Source organism: Streptomyces sp. NPDC001493, from assembly GCF_053597235.1.
On sequence record NZ_JBSFHV010000025.1, the window covers coordinates 101,053 to 119,980 of the forward strand.

Annotated in this window: 22 protein-coding genes; 4 read left to right on the forward strand and 18 right to left on the reverse strand. The window is 67.5% G+C overall.

Going from position 1 to position 18,928, the window contains the following annotated elements:
* Positions 1 to 29 precede the first annotated feature (29 nt).
* From ACWCWD_RS29530 to ACWCWD_RS29545, 4 genes are all read right to left on the reverse strand, one after another.
* Positions 30 to 809, reverse strand: a complete 780-nt coding sequence (locus ACWCWD_RS29530; RefSeq protein WP_450777423.1) for a hypothetical protein — start codon at positions 807 to 809, stop codon at positions 30 to 32.
* Positions 806 to 1,207: a hypothetical protein gene (locus tag ACWCWD_RS29535; RefSeq protein WP_450777424.1), complete on the reverse strand. Its 402-nt coding sequence runs from the start codon at positions 1,205 to 1,207 to the stop codon at positions 806 to 808. Before ACWCWD_RS29535 ends, ACWCWD_RS29530 begins: the two co-directional genes overlap by 4 nt.
* Positions 1,204 to 1,842 carry a hypothetical protein gene (locus tag ACWCWD_RS29540; RefSeq protein WP_450777426.1) on the reverse strand — a complete coding sequence of 213 codons (639 nt, stop codon included), beginning with the start codon at positions 1,840 to 1,842 and terminating at the stop codon, positions 1,204 to 1,206. Before ACWCWD_RS29540 ends, ACWCWD_RS29535 begins: the two co-directional genes overlap by 4 nt.
* Positions 1,843 to 2,161: 319 nt before the next feature.
* Positions 2,162 to 2,596 carry a hypothetical protein gene (locus tag ACWCWD_RS29545; RefSeq protein WP_450777428.1) on the reverse strand — a complete coding sequence of 145 codons (435 nt, stop codon included), beginning with the start codon at positions 2,594 to 2,596 and terminating at the stop codon, positions 2,162 to 2,164.
* Positions 2,597 to 2,750: 154 nt separating this feature from the next.
* Here ACWCWD_RS29545 and ACWCWD_RS29550 point away from each other — a divergent pair, with 154 nt between their 5' ends.
* Positions 2,751 to 3,014: a hypothetical protein gene (locus ACWCWD_RS29550; protein ID WP_450777430.1), complete on the forward strand. Its 264-nt coding sequence runs from the start codon at positions 2,751 to 2,753 to the stop codon at positions 3,012 to 3,014.
* Positions 3,015 to 3,281: 267 nt separating this feature from the next.
* Here the strand turns inward: ACWCWD_RS29550 and ACWCWD_RS29555 are convergent, their stop codons facing one another.
* The 7 genes from ACWCWD_RS29555 to ACWCWD_RS29585 all read right to left on the reverse strand — a co-directional run bounded on the left by ACWCWD_RS29555 (position 3,282) and on the right by ACWCWD_RS29585 (position 9,247).
* Positions 3,282 to 3,782 (reverse strand): hypothetical protein, encoded by a 501-nt coding sequence (locus ACWCWD_RS29555; protein ID WP_450777432.1) that lies wholly within the window; start codon positions 3,780 to 3,782, stop codon positions 3,282 to 3,284.
* A gap of 324 nt (positions 3,783 to 4,106) precedes the next feature.
* Entirely contained in the window at positions 4,107 to 5,108 is a 1,002-nt protein-coding gene (locus ACWCWD_RS29560) for a phosphoadenosine phosphosulfate reductase domain-containing protein (RefSeq protein WP_450777434.1), read from the reverse strand.
* 96 nt (positions 5,109 to 5,204) lie between these two features.
* Entirely contained in the window at positions 5,205 to 6,134 is a 930-nt protein-coding gene (locus ACWCWD_RS29565; RefSeq protein ID WP_450777436.1) for a deazapurine DNA modification protein DpdA family protein, read from the reverse strand.
* 222 nt (positions 6,135 to 6,356) lie between these two features.
* Entirely contained in the window at positions 6,357 to 6,851 is a 495-nt protein-coding gene (locus tag ACWCWD_RS29570) for a hypothetical protein (protein ID WP_450777438.1), read from the reverse strand.
* Positions 6,852 to 7,099: 248 nt separating this feature from the next.
* Positions 7,100 to 7,831 carry a hypothetical protein gene (locus tag ACWCWD_RS29575; RefSeq protein WP_450777440.1) on the reverse strand — a complete coding sequence of 244 codons (732 nt, stop codon included), beginning with the start codon at positions 7,829 to 7,831 and terminating at the stop codon, positions 7,100 to 7,102.
* A gap of 618 nt (positions 7,832 to 8,449) precedes the next feature.
* Positions 8,450 to 8,704 (reverse strand): hypothetical protein, encoded by a 255-nt coding sequence (locus ACWCWD_RS29580; RefSeq protein ID WP_450777442.1) that lies wholly within the window; start codon positions 8,702 to 8,704, stop codon positions 8,450 to 8,452.
* A gap of 60 nt (positions 8,705 to 8,764) precedes the next feature.
* On the reverse strand, positions 8,765 to 9,247 hold the full coding sequence (locus tag ACWCWD_RS29585; protein ID WP_450777443.1) for a hypothetical protein: 483 nt from the start codon (positions 9,245 to 9,247) through the stop codon (positions 8,765 to 8,767).
* An 83-nt stretch (positions 9,248 to 9,330) separates the two neighbouring features.
* Here ACWCWD_RS29585 and ACWCWD_RS29590 point away from each other — a divergent pair, with 83 nt between their 5' ends.
* The gene (locus ACWCWD_RS29590) at positions 9,331 to 9,495 is read left to right on the forward strand and encodes a hypothetical protein (RefSeq protein WP_450777445.1); all 165 of its coding nucleotides are present in this window, start codon (positions 9,331 to 9,333) and stop codon (positions 9,493 to 9,495) included.
* Positions 9,496 to 9,543: 48 nt separating this feature from the next.
* Here the strand turns inward: ACWCWD_RS29590 and ACWCWD_RS29595 are convergent, their stop codons facing one another.
* The 7 genes from ACWCWD_RS29595 to ACWCWD_RS29625 all read right to left on the reverse strand — a co-directional run bounded on the left by ACWCWD_RS29595 (position 9,544) and on the right by ACWCWD_RS29625 (position 16,688).
* The gene (locus tag ACWCWD_RS29595) at positions 9,544 to 10,221 is read right to left on the reverse strand and encodes a hypothetical protein (protein WP_450777447.1); all 678 of its coding nucleotides are present in this window, start codon (positions 10,219 to 10,221) and stop codon (positions 9,544 to 9,546) included.
* A 193-nt stretch (positions 10,222 to 10,414) separates the two neighbouring features.
* Positions 10,415 to 11,020, reverse strand: a complete 606-nt coding sequence (locus tag ACWCWD_RS29600) for a hypothetical protein (protein WP_450777449.1) — start codon at positions 11,018 to 11,020, stop codon at positions 10,415 to 10,417.
* A 104-nt stretch (positions 11,021 to 11,124) separates the two neighbouring features.
* The gene (locus tag ACWCWD_RS29605) at positions 11,125 to 11,811 is read right to left on the reverse strand and encodes a hypothetical protein (protein WP_450777451.1); all 687 of its coding nucleotides are present in this window, start codon (positions 11,809 to 11,811) and stop codon (positions 11,125 to 11,127) included.
* A 216-nt stretch (positions 11,812 to 12,027) separates the two neighbouring features.
* Positions 12,028 to 12,549: a DUF6573 family protein gene (locus tag ACWCWD_RS29610; protein WP_450777452.1), complete on the reverse strand. Its 522-nt coding sequence runs from the start codon at positions 12,547 to 12,549 to the stop codon at positions 12,028 to 12,030.
* 845 nt (positions 12,550 to 13,394) lie between these two features.
* The gene (locus ACWCWD_RS29615; RefSeq protein WP_450777454.1) at positions 13,395 to 13,757 is read right to left on the reverse strand and encodes a hypothetical protein; all 363 of its coding nucleotides are present in this window, start codon (positions 13,755 to 13,757) and stop codon (positions 13,395 to 13,397) included.
* Between the two features lie 364 nt (positions 13,758 to 14,121).
* On the reverse strand, positions 14,122 to 15,894 hold the full coding sequence (locus tag ACWCWD_RS29620) for a hypothetical protein (protein WP_450777456.1): 1,773 nt from the start codon (positions 15,892 to 15,894) through the stop codon (positions 14,122 to 14,124).
* 353 nt (positions 15,895 to 16,247) lie between these two features.
* Positions 16,248 to 16,688 (reverse strand): hypothetical protein, encoded by a 441-nt coding sequence (locus ACWCWD_RS29625; RefSeq protein ID WP_450777457.1) that lies wholly within the window; start codon positions 16,686 to 16,688, stop codon positions 16,248 to 16,250.
* Positions 16,689 to 17,386: 698 nt separating this feature from the next.
* Between ACWCWD_RS29625 and ACWCWD_RS29630 the strand changes: the two genes are divergently transcribed.
* A complete protein-coding gene (locus ACWCWD_RS29630; RefSeq protein ID WP_450777459.1) occupies positions 17,387 to 17,809 on the forward strand; it encodes a DUF3846 domain-containing protein in 423 nt (140 codons plus the stop codon).
* A 67-nt stretch (positions 17,810 to 17,876) separates the two neighbouring features.
* On the forward strand, positions 17,877 to 18,332 hold the full coding sequence (locus ACWCWD_RS29635) for a hypothetical protein (RefSeq protein WP_450777461.1): 456 nt from the start codon (positions 17,877 to 17,879) through the stop codon (positions 18,330 to 18,332).
* The last annotated feature ends 596 nt before the right edge of the window (positions 18,333 to 18,928 follow it).

Genomic DNA, 18,928 nt, shown 5'->3' on the forward strand with positions numbered 1-18,928 from the left:
TGATGGTCTTTCTGGCCAGATAAAGTGCGTCAGATGGCCCGCAGGCGACGCGGGGAGCGCGCCGGCGGTGGGGCGCCCGCGTCGGGCCAGCCGTCAGCGGAGAGGCCATACGAGGGCGGCTTCCAGCTCGCCGGGGCGTAGTGCCGGTAGACCTCCTCCCAGGGGGCGTTGAAGTACGCGGGCAGGAGACCGCCCCGGTTCGGGATCGGTTCGGGTGCGGCAGCGTTCTGCTCGCGCACCTGGTCCGCGACCCGCTCGGCGTGGTCGACGTGCCGCTTGCAGAACCAGTGCGGCCGCACCCAGCCGGTGCGCGGGTCCAGCTCCAGCACCTTGTGGTGGGAGTCGGCCCCGCAGATCCGGTGCTCATTGCGGTAGTCGACCGGCTCGACGTAGTCGGGGCCGACGTGCACGATCGGCTCGGGCAGCGGCCGCAGCGCCACCACAGTCTCGTCGTCCAGGGGGGAGGGGGCAGGGCGAGGCCGGTAGACGTACGGGCGCAGGCGCGGAGCCTCGCACCCCGGCGCCTGCCCGGGGCCCCAGGTGCCCGCCGTGCGGGGCGGCTCGTAGCGCGGGGCGTCGTCGGCGACCAGCGCGTCGAACCGCGGGCGGCCCCCCTTACGGCCCAGCACCCGGGCGGTGGTGCTCAGCACCTGGCCCGGATCGCCGGGGGCGATGGCGAGGACGTACGACACGGCGAGCAGCAGCTCCCGCGCCGGCGGCGCGGCCCGCCGGTCGCCATAGATGCGGTGGACGGTTTCGGCGTGCTTCTCCGCACGGTCCAGGCGGGGGAGTTCGTCCCGCGCGCTCATCCGAAGACCTCCACCAGGCGGATCATCGCCTTCGGGTTCTCGCGCTGCTGCTGGCGCCGTACGTACTGGTTCCAGGTGCGGTTATCGCAGCGCACCGGGATGCCGTCGCCCGGGTCGTAGTCGACCAGGCAGGTGGTGTGCACATCCTGCGTGAGGACGTCGGCCAGGTCGTCAGCGTCGTACAGGGGCTTCTCGCCCCGCCACATGCGCTGCCGGTCGACCCGGGCCCGGGCCGAGGCGATGCGGACCTCCAGGGCGAGCGGGGAGAGCGCGGCCCACTCCAGCAGGACGTCGGCGTGGCACGGCTCGCCGGGCGCGCACGGGCACTTGCCGGATCCGCCGGGGCCGATCGCGACCACGAGCGTCCCGGGCGGCAGGTTGAGGAATGTCTCGCTCACAGCGGCTTCCCGTCACAGTCGATGTATCCGTCGGCGGACTGGTGGGGCTCGATGCAGCCGGCGTGGGCGTCGTCGAAGTCGTCATCCTCAGGGTCGTCCACCTCCGGGATGTACGGGCGCGAGAGGTCCACGACCGCGAAGAACTCGCGGGCGGTCAGCGGCACGCCGGTGCGGACCCGGGTGCCCGACGCGGTCTCCACGCTGGTCCCGTGGTCCACGACGGCGTCGAGTTTGCCCCGCTCAGCGGTTTCGTCGGTGTCGGTCAGCCGCTGGAGTGCGTCCTTGACGGTGACCGTCGGGTCGAGGCGCGAGGCCTCGGTCAGCGGGCCGTTCAGCGCCGCGTACCCGGTGGCGTAGCCCTCGTGGTAACGGCACGGCCGGTCGAGTCCGGCGCAGGCCGGGCAGTCCTCCCAGTCGGCGGCGTTGTACGGCTCGATCTCCATGGGCACCTTGGCCGTCGGGGGCAGCTCCAGCGCGGCGTGCGGCCGGGCGACGCCGAGGACGCGCGGAGCCCAGTCCTCGGGCAGGTCGCGCAGCCGCATGGCGAGCGCGGCGGCGACGCCCGGTTCCTGCTCGGTGAGCGCCCGCCACAGGGCATCAGCCCGGGAGGTCGAGTGTGTACCGAATAACGTCATGTCCGTTCCTTTCAGGATGAGTTGGTCAGAGCTTGCGATGCATCCAGGCCGGAAAGCGGCTCGCGCAGCGGGAGCAGGCGGAGCCACCCCAGAACGAGGCGCCACCCGGCAGCGGCCGCCCGGACGAAGTTGATGTCCGTGGTGCCGCAGAGCCCGCACGCGGGCTGGACGGGCCCCGTCATTGAGACGCCGGCGCGGACTCGGGGAGCGGCTCCCACTGGCCGGTCAGCCAGTCAAAGGCCACCCATGTGCCGTCCGCGCGGCGGTCGGCGTAGGCGTTGGTCTGCTGGCTGCGCTCGGTTCAGAGCGGGCGGGTGGGTCAGGCGGCGGCGAGGCCCGTGATGGCGTTCATCACGGGGAGGTTGTGGCCGCCGCTGTCCTCGTCCCAGTCGGTGGCGATCTGGACGGTGCCGATGCCGGGCAGCGTGGCGGTGACGGTGATCTCGACAGCGGGGAACGTTCCGCCGCTCCAGGTCCGCTGCACGGTGCGGGCGGTGACGACGCCGCCGGCGCGTTCGTAGATGGCGTTCAGCTCCTGCTGGGACCAGACGCTGACGCTGGTGGCGGTCTCGCCGTCGATGATGCGGGCGGAGCGCAGACCGAGCGCGTGGCGAACCTTGGCGGCGAGTTCCCTGGTGGCGGCCTGCTGGGCGGCCTCGGCGGCGGCCACCTCGGCGATGTGCTTGGTGTCGACCGGGGTGGCGACGGGCCCGGCGATGACGTAGGCGACGACGTACAGGTCCATGGCGGTCATCAGATACTTCCCTACTGGTTCCGTTGCGATGGCCCCACCTTATAGGCCAACGTGTTGGCCTCGCAAGTGGCCGACACGTTGGCCCCTATGCTTCTTTCATTAGAGCAACCCAGTGGCCTTACAGGTGGCCAACAAGATGTGAGACCATGACCCCATGGCCACCGACTACGCACCCGACGAAGAAGCCACCCGGCTCTACGCCCGCTACAAGCGCGCCCGCGAAGCCGAAGCCGAGCTCAAAGACCCAGTGCGGACGCAAGCGGCAGCCGACCTCAGGGCCGGAGCCACCGTCAGTCAGCTCGCGAAGCTCACCGGACTCACTCCGGAGCACTTCCGACGCATCGCCCGAGCTGAAGGCGTCGAGCGCCTTCGGCCGCCCACCGTCGGCAAGCTCAAGCCCGCAGGCGGCAACGAGTGACCGCCAACCTCGCCGCTCCCGAAGGCGGGAGGGCTGCTGACGAAGAAGGCCAACCTCGACTTGGGACGAGGCGCAGATGACCGCGTGGTCGCCGTGCTCGCCGATGACGTGCCCGGTCACAGCTTCGACGGGTACGGCGAGGTGGCGTGCCAGGGCAATCCGGTAGCGGGCGGTGTCGGTGTTCGATCCGACGCCGTAGACCCGCTCGCATCCAGACACGTCGGCGAAGAGCCGGGCCAGGACGTCGATTGGCTCGGGCGGGCGGGGTCAGAGCCGTGCGGGGAGTCCGCACGGCCCCTGGTGAGAGGAGACCTGCGGGCAGGGGCGGCCGACCCGGTCGATCCACCGCGAGCAGCGGCCCCGGAGGAACTCCCCCTCCGGGATGTGCCAGGACCGCTCGTCCTGCTCCCGTTCCCACTCCGAGGGCTGCTCGGGTACGCGGACGACGTCGCCCTCGGCGAGGGACAGTTCGGGGCCGCTGTCGAAGGCCACGATGTACGGGAACCGGCTGACGTACTGCCGGACGAGGATCACTCGACCGAGTGATCCCGCCGCCACGTCGTACGGGACGCTGTAGTCGGCCGGCTCCGCGCCCCAGCCCTCTTCGTCCTCCAGGTCCTCATCGAGGTACGACCCGCGCAGCCGGTGAGCAGCGCGCACGCGGTCGCCGTCCCGCAGGATCAGTGAGTTGACCCTGACCCGGCGCACGAGCTCCAGCCGGTCGGCGAGCGTGAGGGTGCCGAGGGCGGCGTCGAGGGAGGTCTGCATGCCGCCACCGTAGAGGCGCGGCAGGGGCGTCCGGGACGGTTCGGCCGGACGCGTTGGGGCCCGCACCGTACGGTGCGGGCCCCAACAGGCTTTTTACTGCGTCTTTTCGGCATGCTCGCGGATCGCCGCGGCGACGTCGAGGCCGAGCACGGTGACGTCCAGCTGTGCGCGACCATCCCGACCGCGCATCGCTGATCGTGGTGAGTCGGTGCGCCGGCCGACGCCACCGCGCACCACCACGGCGGTGGCACTGTGCGCAGTGGTCGCGCCGAGAGGTTGAGGAGGCCGTGACGTGCTGCCGAGACATCGCGTCGGCAGCACCGGTCAGGCGGCGAGGCGACGGAGGTAGTCCAGCGTTCGGGCCTTGCCGATGTGGCGGGCCATGGCGGTACCGCGGGGGTGCCGAACGACCGGCCCGGATGCAGCCTCTGCGGCCGCGCCCCGCCGGACGATCTCGGCGATGGAGAGGTTCTGCTTGAAGCTGTGGCCGACGTACTCCTCCAGCTCGACCATCTCAGCGGCCTTCTCCGGCCGCAGACGGGACGCGAGGGTGAGGTCAGACTCCGACGCGAGCACGCAGAACGAGCAGGAGAGACGAGACATGCCCCAGTCGTAGACCGGGCTGTACGGGAGCCCGGACCGGGCGATCTCGGCCCAGACCTCCTCCACCGTCCAGGCGTGGAGCGGCAGCCAGGTGAAGACGGTGCGCTTGGAGTTGCTCGCTCCCCCATCGAAGGCGAGCTCGGCGCGCTTCATCCGGGCCGGACTCTCCTGGGCCCGCATGCCCATGCAGTTCAGGATGCGTACCGGGCGCCCGAGCTGTGGTCCCAGTTCACTGGTCAGCCGCGTCATGAGCCGCCGCACCTGGGCCCGCTTGTGGTCGCTCGTGCAGTATCGGGCTTGGGAAGAAGGCCAGGCAGGCGTGGTGACGTCGCCCTTCGCACGCAGGGTGTGGTGCCGCTCCCTGATCTGCTGGACGAGGTCGCCCTGCTTGCGGGAGACGACCTCGAAGCGCAGGCCGTACGCGGCGGCCTGCGCCGCGGCCAGCGCGCGGGTTCCCTTCCATTCGACGTCGCCCAAGTCGCAGTGGACGACGACGATCCGGTGAACGACGCTGGAGTGGGTGGCCAGCCGGACGATGTGCGACTCCATCGCCTGGGAGTCCTTGCCGCCGGAGCTGGATACGAGGATGACGTCCGCCCACGTGAGCAGCGGGGCTGCGACGCGTCCAGCAGTCGCCGGGGTGAGCCTTGAGGCGTACGCGGTGATCTCGTCGGTGGTCGGCCGCGTTGGTGAGTAGTCGACGGGGGAAGACTTCCGGGACATGCGAACTCCTTTGTGAAGTGGTTCGGGAGCGCCACGAGCGCGGGGCCGACCGGTACTCGTAGCGAGAGGCGTAGCTGGTTGGTGAGCCTGAGGGAGTCACTGGTCTGGTGCGAGGTGTTGCCGGACGATGCGCCGGTGCCAGCGCACCGCCCAGTCCGGGCAGCTGGAGCAGCTTCTGTGGGTGTGCCCGGGCAGGGGCGCGGAGTAGCGGGCGTCTTCGGACCAAGCCATGGAGTCCGCGGAGACCAGCGCGTCCGCGTAAGAGGCCAGACCGAGGGTTTTCACCCCGAACCCGTGCAGCCGGACACCTTTCGTTGCGAAGTGGCGGGCGATTCGCCCGATTTCGGATGTGCCCTGTCGTCGGCACACGGAGCCGAGGCCGACGACGGGTTCGGCGGTGAGATCGATACCCGCTTCGGTGTAGAGCTGCGCGCAGTGCGTGTAGTCCTCGAACGTGTTGCCCTGGAGGACCAAGATGAACGGGATGTCGGGCGCCAGGGCCCGTAGTTCGAGTGCGTTGTCGACGGTGAGTCGCTGGTGAGTGCGGACCGCGGTCGTCATGTCTTGCTCGGGCGCGCCGGGTGCCACACCTCGGGCCTCCTGCGTGCCGTGGAACAGGACACCCCTTCGGCCGGCTCCGCCGAAGATGACCTGCCGCTCACACATCCAGTCCTGGGGTGCGACCCATCGGCAGCTGGAGGCGCCGAGCTCGGCGAGATACCGGCGGATCTCGGCGACGTACTCCGGGGCGGTGAGGGTCCACCGGCCGTGACGCTGAAGTTCGGTGAACCCCCCGGAATCGATGCAGTAGGGGTGAAGGGCACGGAGAAGCCGGCTGACGCGCGTGGCGATCCGCACTCGGGAGACGAAGAACGTGACGCCCTGAAAGAGGGGGAAGAGATCCCTCTCCCAGAGCCAGTTGACCATGTGTGTCCCAAGGTAGAACTCGGTGAGTTCGGAGCGTTCACGGCCCTTGGCCTGTCCGTGGTGAGCCGGGCAGGGGCACGGGCCGCAGGCGTCGCCCACGCACTGACCGCACCTCTGGCACTGGCCACATGCGCAGTGACCACAGAGGCGGATGGCGACGCAGGAACAGGAACGCGCGGTCAGGATGGGCATAGCTGCTTCCCGGATTCCTGGCGGGGTGAGTGGACGGCGCTGACGCAGGGAGAGGTGCGGGTCCCGGCCTGGCCCCTGCGAGGCGCTTGGGCTCCGTAGGGGCGCGGTGTCTCGCAGGGCGGGGTGGGTTCAGCCGCAGAGGGGGCTGTCGGGGTGCTGGTGGAACCTCGACGACCGGAACGGATCCAGCCCGCGTTCGTCGAGGGTTCGAACGGTGTCGCTCCCGGCCATTTCGCCGAGCGTGCACCATTCGGTCATGACGCGGCCGTTGCCCGCGTAGTAGGCGAGGATGCGGGAGGAGGGCGATCCGCCAGGAAGGGCGTGCGAGGCCTTGTAGACGAAGCCGCCGCAGGTGATGTCGATCGAGTCCTCGGGCCACCATGCGCTGGTCTCGGCGGTGAAGCTGGACTCGCGCACGTGGGCGAGGTTGGTGTCCGGGTCGGCGCTGCGCAGCGTCCGGCGGGACCGGGGGTCGCACTCGCAGTCATCGGCCTCTTCGAACGTGAGCAGATCGTGGTGAGGGAAGAGGAAGAAGGTGCGGCCATGGTAGTCGGTGAGGCTGCCGTGGTAGGTGACGGGCGTGCCGATGATGGGGAGCGGGCTGTTGGGCTGGCTGCTGATCACGCGGTTCTCCTGGTGGTGGTTGATGGTTTGGGCGTCGGGCCGCGACCAAACGGCCGACGTATAAAACTGCAGCACGATAAGCGTGGGGCGCGTCGCATGCTTGTGAGTGAGGGCGGAGCCCGTGTGGTGGCAGGGCTGGAATCTGGAGCGGGCGAACGTTCGGCGCGGGACGGGGCGACCGTCTGCGGTGCCGGGGCCACGGCCCTTCGGTGGCGGCACGGGCCGCCACCGAAGGGAAGGGGTGTTGCTCAGTTCTTGGGGCGCAAAGTCAGGGAATGCAAGGCCTCAGCTCGCGTCGTGGAGGCAGGGCAGGGGCCGAGCAGGCGGTCCAGATGTGCACGTACCTGGAGCTCGTGGCCCGCACGCCGCGCGCGGGCCACGGAGTTCAGCAGTTCGGCTGCCGCGTCCGGTGTGGTCGGATGCGAGGTGGAGCAGAGGCAAACGGTCGCCGTTTCGGTCAGCTGACTGATCCTCTCGGCGTGCTGCTCGATCGGGATGCAGCCGTCGTGCCGGTTGACGGGGCGGGGGACGTTATCCCCGTTCCTGCCGCGAAGGTGGGACCACCAGCGGACTCCCTGCCATCCGCAGAGGCCGCACGTCATGGGCCAGGGGTTGTCAGATCCGGGGTACGGGGCGAGAGGTGTCCAGGCCAGTTCGGCGAGCCGTGCCAGGGCCCGTGCGGCGCTGGTGATGTTGCGGGGCGTGGTGAGGTCGAGCTCACGGGCCTGGCTGCTGCTCTCCGGTTCGGTGCCGGTCGAATTGGCCGTGATGGCCCCGGCGTCGAACAGGTAGGCCAGGTGGGCTGCTGCGAGGTTCCTGTCGTCGTGGCCTGACTCGATGGTGACGCCGAGCGGGATGGCATACCACTGCCCGTGCCACCGGTAGATGTGGCCGGTGAGCCGGTCGTCGACGGTCACCGGGTAGCGGCCGTCCTGTTCGCGCTGCCCGATCGTGTAGCGCGGTTCGTTGTTCGCGTGCATGAGGTTCCTTCGAGTGAGATGTTGCGGTTGGGTGTCGGGAAGGGGGGCCAACCCCTTTCCGACATAAAGAAGTCTACCACGATTACATGGATTCTGGGTTGGTTTCCCGTGCCGTTTCCCTGGTCCCCGTCCAAGCTGAGGGCATCGGGCGGGGGCTCCGGAGCGGCGGTAGACCTCGGTCCCGGGAGGGCGCTCCGGAGCCGAGGGCGCCAACTGCGGCGCCGGGCGCGAAGGAGCACGGGGGCGGCCTTTCGCCTCCCCCGAGGGCGGTTCACCCGGTAAGGAAGTTGTCCGGCTCGCGCGTTCCGGTGCCGAGATGCCGGCCCGTTGTGTTCTTGCGGGCGAGTCGTGCGTCGTGTTGCTTCCGGAGCTGGCCGAAGCTTGCGCAGCCCTGCTGCTGGACTTTCCGGCCGCTACACGAACCTCTGGGGCTATGGCCTGATGCGCAACATGCAGACGTGTTCGTGACGTTCGGGTGGCGGAATCCGTTTCACCACCAGATCGGGTGATGTCGCAGCGACAGGGGCTCTGACACCAGTAGCCTTGCGTCTCATGGACTTAGGAGTGAGGCGGCAGCCCGGGCGGAGCCTCGCCGTGCATGGGTTCTCGGCTGCTGACTCACTCTCCGTGCGCCAGGCGCGAGGGATGATGAGGGTCCTCACCCAGGCCGACGCCGAGGCGATCCATCAGGGCCGGAACGAACTCGCCCATGGCGGCTCGACCAAGGCTCTGGAAAGACACCCGCTCGCGGCCATGGGGCCCGAGGGGCGTGCTGAGCTCGTGCTCTCCGTGAGCCAACGACTTCCTGATGGTCCAGTCGCCGCCGTCTTCCGAAGGATCGCTGAAGACATCCGGGACCTTGGGGATCGGCATACTGCGGCCAGCTGTCATCTCGCCGGTACGGCGCTGGAGGTCGTGTGGTTGGTGTGGAGATCAGCGGAACGCATAGGTGACCTCGAAGCGGAACAACAGGATCGAATCCGCCGGCACCCCGGCAGGATGCGGATGCTGAATTCCGCCGAGGTTCCGCTGTGGGTGCTCGGCGCTCTTCAGGGCATGTCCACTGCGGACCTCACGACGTTGACGCCGGAAACCCTTCTGGCACTTGCGGGCCTTGAGGAAGCCGACGGCCCGGTCCGGCATGACGGCCGGCTGCTGAGCCAGGCCCGTGCCGCCCTTCGGGTTCTGCGACTGCTGGCGCTCCTGGGCGTCGAGCCTCCCTGCTTGAACGAACTGCTGGCGCTCTTGGTCGTCAGCATCCGTGGCCATGACGACACGTCGTCGGCGGCCGTCCAAAATGTTCCGCTTCCTGCCCGGCCGTGCCATCCGCCGGGTGAACTTGTTTTGGCTGAGCCTCGAGTTCCCCGAGCGCCGGGAAGCGCGGTCTTCCGTCGTTTCATCGACCGAGACCGCCACCAGCTGCATAGAAGCGGAGGGCGCGGACGGCGCCTGACCGCGTAGTTTGGTGCGAGGTCCTGCTTGATCCAAGAGGACCGGACATGAACTCAGAAGATTTTGCCCTGTGGATCACGACCGTGGCCGCTGTTGGCTCGCTGGCACTTCAGGTGAGAGACGCCTGGCCGGAGAAGCGCGGCGACGAGCCCGGTGACGGCAGCGGGGCACCGGGCGGAGAACCGCTCGCCCCAGAAGACGGCCAGGGCTAGACGGAGTCGGGGCCGCCCGCCGAGAGGCGGGCGGCCCCGCGCGAACGGTCAGTACCCGGCTGGAACCTTCGGGGCGTCGTCAAGTGCGCGGAGCACCCGCTCGGCCTGGTCCGCGGACAAGTCGGTGAGGGTCACGCCGACGCGCTCGAACCCCTTGCGGGCCGTGACGCTGACGCGGGCCTCCGGGATGAGGAACCCCCGGTCGGGCCCTTCACCCCGGGGCACGCCCTGCCAGGCCAGGTGCCACGTCAGCTGTTCGCTGGGCGATCCGTACGGCGAACGGGGCAACGTACGGACATGAGGGAGCGCCGCGAGGCGCCCCGCCACAGTGGAGCGCAGTGCTTCCTCGTGCTGGTGCTGGTCAAGCTGCGCCCGCACGATCTCCTGCGCGGCGGCGAGAAGGGGCAGGAGCCGGCGGGACACGTCGCGCGCGAGCTGTCGCGCTGACTTCGTCGCGGCCAAGGTGATGCGACCGAAGTTCGGCGGGACGCCGCGCATGCCGGACGGCGTTTCCAGCTTGCAGCCGTAGGCCGTGATCCGCCCAGCATCACGGCTGCGCGCGTACCGGTCGATGTACAGGTGCACCCTGCTGCCATCCTGATGCACCAGGTAGGCGGCTTCTGCCGGAGACTTGGGGTCTGGCTCGCCGCGCCACCCCTGGGGCAGGTGCGTAGCGATCTCGAAGGTGAGGCGGTGCACGTCGGGCACCGAGGCTGCGTTGGTCATCACGGGACTCTTTCGCTCAGCTTTCCTGGGCCGGGGTGTCCGTCGAAGCGGGTCGGCGAACACCCCGGGGTGTGCCTGCCGGAGCAGGCGTGATTCGGGCGCCATTCGGAGGGCCAACTCCACCTGACGTAAATAACTCCGCCACTAATGGATGAAATCCCTGGGGGGTTCCACAGGTCAGGTTCCTGCGTGACTAGGCCAACTCCCCACATTCATATGCAAGTAGAGCTCCCAGTGCCTCTGCTTGCACTCCTGCGAGTCCGCTTACCGACACCTCGATCTCGTTGCCCCCGCGACCGATCAGGAACCGCATGTGGACCCGTCCGGAGCGCCGGTCGACCGCGCTTTGCCTCAACTTGTCCTCGTGGGTCACCTCCACACTCCCCGGGGCCCTTTCAAGGCCCGGTCCCAGAGAACCGGCGATCCGCTCTGCGACGACCCTTCGGGCAGCTTTCTCCGCTTCCGCTTCGGCTTCCAGCTCCAACCATCGCGCGAACACGACCTCGTACCGGGGCAGCAGCCGGCGCCGGATGTGCCCGGCCACGTACGTCGCGCCGTCCGCTGCCATGCTCACCTCGGGACTCGGAGGACCGAAGCGGGGCGGGATGCCCCGTCCCCACATGCCGCGGGCCGTGACACTGCGCCCGGTCAGGATCAAGACGATCTCCCGCCCGTCGCTGCTCCGCATACGCGCGGCGCATTCCCACGACGTATCCGGCACGCACCACCACGAGCGCTCGGCGACGGTGAGCGAGGCGGCCACGTGGTGGGCCAGCTCGGCGAATTCGTCCTTCTGCACAGACTTCTCCTTCGAACGGTGCCGTTCGGAGCTGGTGGTGCTCGACGTCTTTTCCGGTGCCGTCATGCCGGGGCGCAGCTCGCGCCCCGGCATGACGGGCGGGGCTAGTCCTCGGTGTTCAGGGCGGCGTGCATCTTCGGGTACCAGTGCAGGGCGTCCCGCTCGCACATCCGGCGCTGGCCGCAGACCGTAACCGCGTTCGCCCAGCAGGCACCCCAGTCGCACTGCCAGGCCTCCTTCGGGCCGCAGATGCCGCACGACCCGGTGCTGATGCCGTGGAGCTCGCACGGGCTGTACCGCTCGCGGTCCGCCATAGCTTCCAGCTGCTGGCGGCGGCGGCCGAGTTGCGACGCGGGCACCCTGGGACGCCCGTCGCTGTCATACCGGAAGGCGGCCTCAAGTTCCCTGTACCGCTCGGGCGTGACGAAGAAGGCGGCTCCCTGAAGGCTCCACACCATGGCCAGATGCCCCACCGCGGCCAGCTTTTCCAGCTTCTGGTAGCCATGCAGATCGGCTGCGGCTCGTTCGTCAAGGGACCACCGGTAGCCGTACCGGCGCATGCTGCGCAGGACTTCGGCGGCCGGCCCGACCAATGTTTTGTCCAGCGCGTGCACCGCGGTGAGCACAGCTTCCGGGGACCGGTTGAGTTCGTCGGCCACGGCCTGGGCGTCCTCGGCGCTGGTCGGCTCGCTCAGGGCGTAGCCGTGCAGCTGGTCGACGACCTGGAGCCCGATTCCGACGGGGGCGGTCAAGTACTGCGGGGGCGGTGCGACCCCGTTTCTGCGTGCCATGCGACTACTCCTCTGCTGGTTGCTGGGTGAGTGACTCGGGTGTCGGGCGGGGGCCAACCCGCTCGTCTCTACTGGTGCGTTCGATGCCACCCGGCGGGGTGCGTTCGCCGTCACGGTGGGCGGTGGCGAACTCCCTGCCGACCGGCTCGGCCTCGACCCGGTGGCCCTTCGGGTGGGCGGGAAGGGGGCCGCGCCGGGCGCGGCCCCCGGGGTGTGTCAGTCCTCGTCGGGCTGGCTGATCGTGAGGACGACCTCGCCCTCATCACCGCGGTGGATGGTTCCCTTCAACTCGACCTTCCTCGCGGCTCGTGCCCTGCCCCCTCGCGGTACTCGGTACAGCTCCACCGGGAAGGTTGCACGTCCCCGGTGTCGGCGGGCGGCGTACGCGGTCATGAACAAGACGTCCCACAGTCGGCCGTCGACGTCCTGCGGGGTCTGCCGCCTGCTGTCGGCCTCGTGCCACTCCACACAGTCCACCCAGACCGCCCGGGTGAGGGCAGCCGGAACCCTGATTCCAGCCTCTCCGCTCATGCTCGGAGGTGCCTGGACGAGGACTCCGTCAGCAATCGCGTCTGCGCGGGTGTACCGGTCGATCTCCGGCCCGAACAGATCGCGGAGTGAGGTGACCGAGCCGGGCCGATGCTGGGCTTCCTGCGGAATGGACCGCATCGCGTCCTCGCTGACCGAGGGGTCCGGTTCGATGCGGGACGACGTGGACGTGCTCTTCGTGTTCTCCATGAAGCTGTTCTCCTGCGGTTTCGTGGTTCGGGATGTCGAAGGGGGCCAACCCTTCGACATAAAGAATTCTACCACCGTTAGGACGATTTGTGGTGTGGTGTGAGTCCCCCCGCGCGGCGCGTTTCCGTCGGTTCCAGGTCCGAACCCCCGAACCTGACAAGCAGCTGCTCAGCCCGCGCCTGCCGGTGGACGCGCCAGCACCAGTCGCGTACCGCCTCCGCTTGGTCGTGCAACTCGGCCGCGCTCCTGCTCGGCCGGCCACGCTTCCTGCCCGCGAAGATCTCCGCCTCGGCCGCCATTTCCCGGTACGCGTACGCGATCACCTCGTACGCCCCCCGACGGCGGGTGACGCGGTTCCACTGGCACCGTCCCGATTCCTGCTCCAAGACAGTCAAAGAGCACCGGGGCCAACGCTCGCTGCCCTGGGCGGGCTCCATGTGGAAGTCCAGCCAGCAGGAAACCCGATCGTCATGCAGCGGGTCGTAGGGGTAGTCGTCCCGGGGTGCCGGGACCGCTGCTCCCGAGCGACGGTCAAGATGGGTCTTCACCCGGTCCAGCGTGGGCGTGCTCTGTGTCCTGTTCAGGACTGCCAGATGGTGAACTACCACGGGAAGCTGCCACGCGGCGGACCCAAACGGTGCGGTGGGCATGGACCAACTCCGCCGGGAGGTGCCCGCACCGTCGGTGATGGACACGCGCAGCACCAGCAGGCGGGGCGAGCGAATGGAAAGGGCCGATTTAGTCATGACTGCTCCCTGGCGCGGTACAAGGGGAATCCCGGCTGGCGGAGTGCCGGATGAACCGTGAGCGGGTAGGTCCGGCGACACCGGCCCTACCCGACACGGTCAGGAAAGGTGGCCGAGAGCCAAGGCGAGCGGGCCAAGGTCCGCGCGTCCCACGCGCACCAAGGCGGCAGCGGTGCGGACGTCGGCTTCACGCACCAGCGCTGCTCCGGTGTATCCGGACCTCTTCGCCGACAGGTACCCGACGCACAAGGCGCCGAAGAGTTCGTCGTCCAGCGAATCAAAGAACGCCTCTGCACTCATGCCGATATCTACGGCCATCTCCCGGATGCGCGCTACGGCAGGGGCCATGGCCTCCTCGATGTCGGCTTCGTCAATGCCGAACTCTGCGAGCTTCGCGCAATCCTGGTCGACGTATTCATTTCCTGATGCCGGGGTGCTGCGGTGCTGCTGATTCAATGTCACGCGAACTCCCTGTTGGGTGGTTTGGGGGCCGGACCGGGACCAACCGAACCGACATAAAGAATTCTAGCACCATTAACGAAGCCGTGTCCGTGCTTCCCCCGGCGCGGCGTCGGTAGACATGACCGCTATCCTGGAAACGCATCACAGCTCGGTGCGGAGCCCTTCGGAACTCCCTGCTGGTTGTGGTTTGGGAAAGGTCCGGCGGTTGGGCCAGCCGCGAAAGCGGTCCGCTTCGGCGGACAACCGCCGGACCGCCACACACACGAAAAAGTGGGCGAGACGCATCCGCGTCTCGCCCACTTCCATCTCCTGGCCGGCCCCGGCTCCGCCCGTCGGGCGAAACCGGAACCCGGAACGGAACTAACTACCCTCGCTGCCGCTCCTCGGCCTCATCCGAGGCCGCTACGCCCTCCTCGGCCTCATCCGAGGCCGCTACGCCCTCCTCGGCCTCATCCGAGGCCGCTACGCCCTCCTCGGCCTCATCCTGTCCAGGCGACGACTCATAGCCAGCGTCGTCCCCCCTCGGGGCTCCCCCGTCCTGCGCGCTCTGGCCCTTCGGCTCGCTCGCTCGGTCCTCGTCAGCGGTCACCAGCTCAGACGGCAGGGACGGCACATCACCCTCGGCCAGATCAGCGGAGAGCTCCTGCACCCCCTGCTGCTCCTGGTCCTCCGCTCCTTCCGTCTCCCGCTCACCATGGAGGATGCCGGATTCGTGGTCGGACAGCGTGTAACCCTCCTCGACCAAGAACTCAAGCCATTTGCGCTGAGCCTCGCTCCGCACGGACCACGCTCGATCGTGCATCTCCGCCTCGAAAGCGGCCGCGACCTGAGCCAGTAGCAACAGCGGGCGCCGAGCCTTCCCGGTGCGCGCAATCAACGGCGAGAACGGGTCATTCGCCCCCTCCGACACGGGAGCGCCGACGTAGCGGCTGACCTCGGCCGAGGCCTTCTCCTGCGCCCTGTTGATGAACCGGCGGTATACGTCCGAGCCGTTCATCATCGTTTCGAGCACCAGCACCCAGGCGGCATCCGAAATACCCTTGCCCTTGCAGAGTCCCGACACGAACTCCTGGCGGACCTCCCGTGCGGCCCGTGCCGCCCGATTCCTCTCAACGACGTTCCTCCGCTCGATGCGAGCGAGCTCCTTGGCGCGCGCCACATCTGCCGCGACGGGCACTCCGGAGACGAGATGCCCGTACCTCTCCGGGTCGGTGCAGCAGTAGACCGGCTTCAAGTTCCCGTCCAGCCGCGCAGCCCGACCCGGGCACTTGGCGTGCGCGCTGCTCGCGATCGCCTTGCCTTGGCTCGTAGTCAGCTTGGCCAGCGGCACATCCGTGGCATCCCATTGACGGAACCCCTCGATCACCCGCACACCCGAAGCTGTCAGACGCTCCACGATGGCAGCACGCTTCTCCTGCTGCTGCAGCTCCTGCCGCAGACGCGACATGGCGTGCTGCCAGTGACCGCGCCGAGGCGTCTTCTCTGCCACGTCCTTCTTCTTGGCCTGGTGCAGCGTGACGGCCGCGTCCGCGACCCGCTCGACCTCCTGGAGGTCAGCCAACTCGGTCAGGTCGAAACCGTAGTGTGCACCGGTCTCCAACCCGGCCGGCGTAAGGGCGGCGGCCTTCTTGGCGGCCTTGAGCGCGTCCCGCTTGATGCCCAGAACGGCTGCGGACCGTCGGCGGCCGGCCTCGTCCAACCCGATCAGTTCGAGCTGAGCCGCGCCGTTCACCGCATCGCGGTCCGTCATACGAACTCGCTGAGTGTTCTCGACCAGCGACAGCAAAAGCGTCTCCGCATCATCACCGTTCAGGTCATCTCGCACGAAAGCAGGGATGAGACGAATGGGCTGCCCCTTGGCTGCGGCCTTCACCGCTGCCTCTCGCGCGGCAAGCCACCTGCGCTGGCCCTTGTAGACCACGTACACCGACCCCTCACCCTGCCCCGAGCGACGAACTCCGATCGGCTCCTGCACACCGATCAAAGCCACGGACGAAAGCAATGCTGCGTCCGGCTTCGAGTTCTCTTTGCGAGCGTTGCGGTCGTCCAACTGGATTTCCCGGGGGTCGAGGTGCACCAACTCTCCAAGGGCGGAGAGGTTGTGCGGCTGCTGCTCCACGGTGGAGTTCTTGCTCATTTTTTTCGTTTCTCCTTTGGTGCGGTTTGGATGCCGGGGGGAGCGGGGCCAACCGATCCCCCCCGGCAGAACACGACGTCCAGTTACTGCACTGGCGCCGGATGGGTGGCACTGGTTTGAACTCACCAGTCGCCGTCGAAAACCTCTTCCTCGTCGTCAGCCAGCATCGCCATCGCCTGTTCCTGCATGCTCCCGGGAGCGATGAAAGGACAGAACTGCGGACAGCTGTACTCGCCGTCGTTGCAGGCGGAACAATGCACAGCATCTCCATTCTCTGTCTGCGGAACCTGGGGTGGTGGTTCCTGGTGCGAGGTCAACCGCTACCAGGAACCACCGCTGGAACCCTGTGGGAATCAGAGTCGGAAAGCGCTGCGGAACGCGAGCACACTTGCCTCGCGTCCCTTGGCATCCTCGGGGACGAAACGGCTGTGTGCCTCGTCTGCCGTAAGTGGACGCAAGCTTGTGTGGGAGAGCTTGTCCCACACCCGCGTCACCGGGTGCCGTCCGGGGGTCGTTGAACGGACCGTCACCATGCAGTTGGCGTCGATGCTCAGCAATCCGGCACCGAGAACCGTCGCGAAGACCTTTTCCTGGGAGGCATCGACGCGGGCCAGGAAGCCGAAGTGCGACTCCACCGTCACGACTGCGCGCGCCGGAACGGTCACGCCATCGGCAATCTCGGTGGCGCAGAAGAAGAGATGCTCTCCGACCGGCAGGCCCAGAAGAATGTCAATCATCACTTCGGATCCAGCGGCGAAAAAGGCTTCACGATTCGACTTGGCGTTAACGGCCATGCGGTCACTCCTTGTTGTGCTGTGGTTTGGGCGCCGCAAAGGGGCCAACCCCTGCGACTTCCTGACATAGAGAACTCTACCACTACTGCAAGCATTCGTGATCACTCGCGACACGCCCCCAGAAGCGCAGCATGTGACGCACCATCCGTAGCACCAGCGGTTTCGAGATTCGTCGCGCCATGGGTAGCGACATGAGTTGCACCAGGAACCCCAGCTCACAGCCAAATCCGCAGGTGACACCCCACGTCTCGGGCGGTGCGGACTCAGACTTCCCCTCGTCCTCCGGGCCTGGCTTCTGGATGGGGATGGATGGAGGCGGGTGACGGGGAGTCGGGGAACACGCCCAGCGCTGCGCTTGGCCACGAAAGCCGGGCGACGGCCTGTGGGCCGACGCGTGGAAGCTGCCACCCCTGATCGCACCGTCGCGGGCTGCGACGAGCTAGCACCGGCGGCCTGCTGGCGCGGGGCTCTCCCGTATCGCCATGCGACCCGCCAAGAGAGGCGAATTCAATCCCCAAAGTGGGATCACAACTGCGGTTCTAGTCAAGGGAATTGGGGACAACTTCGCCGTCTTGGATTTAAGCAAAGCACGAGAGCGAAAGAGTTGCTGTAGTTATGGTAGAGTTCTTCTTGTCAGGAAGTTGAAGGGGTTGGCCCCCCGGATACGCCCAAACCACAGCACTACAAGGAGAAACCGAATGACCCAACAGGAATCCTTCGCTCTCGTCATGTACCCCAACGGGGTCATCCGAGTGGTCGAATGGCCCATCGAATCCTTCACGAGCCTTCAGGTCCTCTACAGGGAAATCGAGTGCGACCGCATCGACGCTGTCGCTATCGGCGCAGATCTCACAATGTGGGTTGACGACGAAGGCCAGATTAACGGCTCATTCGTGAACCTCTTCGCCACCCGCATCTACGCCGCACACAAGAAGCCGCACCAGCTGTACCAGGGAACAGCAGTCTTCACCGGTGGAGCGGACCGGTCGGGAGACACTCTCGGCCTCACTCGCGATCAGATCATGCGCCTCATTCGAATGCACATGGGTGAGGAGGCAGTACAAATTCCGGCGCCGCGCCCGGGACAGCATCTCAGCATTCCGGCTCAGCGCACCAAGTAGCTCCCCAGCGGCGGGGGGATTGGCACCCCCCGCCGCGCCCAAGCCACATCCAACAGAAAGGCCCATCATGGACCCCCACCGCTTCAACGAGCACCGTTCGACGGAAGAGGAAGTCAACCTCGCAATGGACATCCTCCAGCGGATGACCGACGCAGCCGGAAACGGCGTACACTCCGTCACTATTGCACTCGGCGACCTGGTGACGAACACCCGCTGCCTCTGCCGATTCGAATTCATGAATCAGGGAGAAAGCATCACGTTCGACAAACTACAGGCCGCGCGTTTCAGCTTCATTCTCTCTGCGGCCGTTTCCGGCAAGTTCGCCTCCGGCATGGTACTGCGTACGTTCGGCGAAGGAAACGCGCACGATAGCGTGCGGGCGTGGAACTTCATGGATGGTGATCCACTGCCGATGACCGGCGCCGAAACATTCAACTCCTACTGCGAGAACGCAAGTACGGGAAAATTGGTCGGACCCGCACCCGGAGTTGAATATGAGGATGCTCCGGTAATCCACATCTAGCGATGTGAGAGCTGAATTGACCCCCTTTCTCGAACGAGAAAGGGGGTCAATTTGCGTACCCGTGCGGACCGGCGGAAGTGGAGGGGCTCAGATCACAAACGCTACACAGTTCAGCAAGTGATGCAGATTCATAAGGCAAGGTAAGTGTCATCAGTGCGCGATCATCGCAGTTCTCGCCCCGTAAACGAGAACGGATGAAAGAGGCTTGGCGTGTGAGGCGAGTCGCTGTGACCATCCCCCAGCCTAGGGCGATGCGCCCGTGTCCGGCCAGCCTGACGGATCGTCAGATCGCACACCAGTCTCTGGCGATCCGTCAACTACATGTCGGAGGTGGTGGCCAGGAACCCCAAGCCCTACACAGGCCCGCGCGTGATGCACCTCCCCTCGTAGCCAGCCAAGGCGACCGCGCTTGCGCGGGTGCCCGCAATGAGCGCTTGCGCGAATTGCATTCCCTCAGGAATTCCGTTTACGGAATTCCATTCCAGCGCTTGCGCTGGGACGCGGAGAGTGACAGTGACAATGCGTCACATGCCGAACGGAGCGCCACCGCGGAGGCGCGGGCGATGCTCGCCGCGGGGCGCACCGGTACGGTCACC

What these genes read in the sequence shown, in the direction of transcription:
- ACWCWD_RS29530 (WP_450777423.1), bottom strand. Translation starts at nt 809, where the DNA reads ATGAGCGCGCGGGACGAACTCCCCCGCCTGGACCGTGCGGAGAAGCAC.
- ACWCWD_RS29540 (WP_450777426.1), bottom strand. Translation starts at nt 1,842, where the DNA reads ATGACGTTATTCGGTACACACTCGACCTCCCGGGCTGATGCCCTGTGG.
- ACWCWD_RS29545 (WP_450777428.1), bottom strand. Translation starts at nt 2,596, where the DNA reads ATGACCGCCATGGACCTGTACGTCGTCGCCTACGTCATCGCCGGGCCC.
- ACWCWD_RS29550 (WP_450777430.1), top strand. Translation starts at nt 2,751, where the DNA reads ATGGCCACCGACTACGCACCCGACGAAGAAGCCACCCGGCTCTACGCC.
- ACWCWD_RS29555 (WP_450777432.1), bottom strand. Translation starts at nt 3,782, where the DNA reads ATGCAGACCTCCCTCGACGCCGCCCTCGGCACCCTCACGCTCGCCGAC.
- ACWCWD_RS29560 (WP_450777434.1), bottom strand. Translation starts at nt 5,108, where the DNA reads ATGTCCCGGAAGTCTTCCCCCGTCGACTACTCACCAACGCGGCCGACC.
- ACWCWD_RS29575 (WP_450777440.1), bottom strand. Translation starts at nt 7,831, where the DNA reads ATGCACGCGAACAACGAACCGCGCTACACGATCGGGCAGCGCGAACAG.
- ACWCWD_RS29580 (WP_450777442.1), bottom strand. Translation starts at nt 8,704, where the DNA reads ATGCCGATCCCCAAGGTCCCGGATGTCTTCAGCGATCCTTCGGAAGAC.
- ACWCWD_RS29590 (WP_450777445.1), top strand. Translation starts at nt 9,331, where the DNA reads ATGAACTCAGAAGATTTTGCCCTGTGGATCACGACCGTGGCCGCTGTT.
- ACWCWD_RS29595 (WP_450777447.1), bottom strand. Translation starts at nt 10,221, where the DNA reads ATGACCAACGCAGCCTCGGTGCCCGACGTGCACCGCCTCACCTTCGAG.
- ACWCWD_RS29605 (WP_450777451.1), bottom strand. Translation starts at nt 11,811, where the DNA reads ATGGCACGCAGAAACGGGGTCGCACCGCCCCCGCAGTACTTGACCGCC.
- ACWCWD_RS29610 (WP_450777452.1), bottom strand. Translation starts at nt 12,549, where the DNA reads ATGGAGAACACGAAGAGCACGTCCACGTCGTCCCGCATCGAACCGGAC.
- ACWCWD_RS29620 (WP_450777456.1), bottom strand. Translation starts at nt 15,894, where the DNA reads ATGAGCAAGAACTCCACCGTGGAGCAGCAGCCGCACAACCTCTCCGCC.
- ACWCWD_RS29625 (WP_450777457.1), bottom strand. Translation starts at nt 16,688, where the DNA reads ATGGCCGTTAACGCCAAGTCGAATCGTGAAGCCTTTTTCGCCGCTGGA.
- ACWCWD_RS29630 (WP_450777459.1), top strand. Translation starts at nt 17,387, where the DNA reads ATGACCCAACAGGAATCCTTCGCTCTCGTCATGTACCCCAACGGGGTC.
- ACWCWD_RS29635 (WP_450777461.1), top strand. Translation starts at nt 17,877, where the DNA reads ATGGACCCCCACCGCTTCAACGAGCACCGTTCGACGGAAGAGGAAGTC.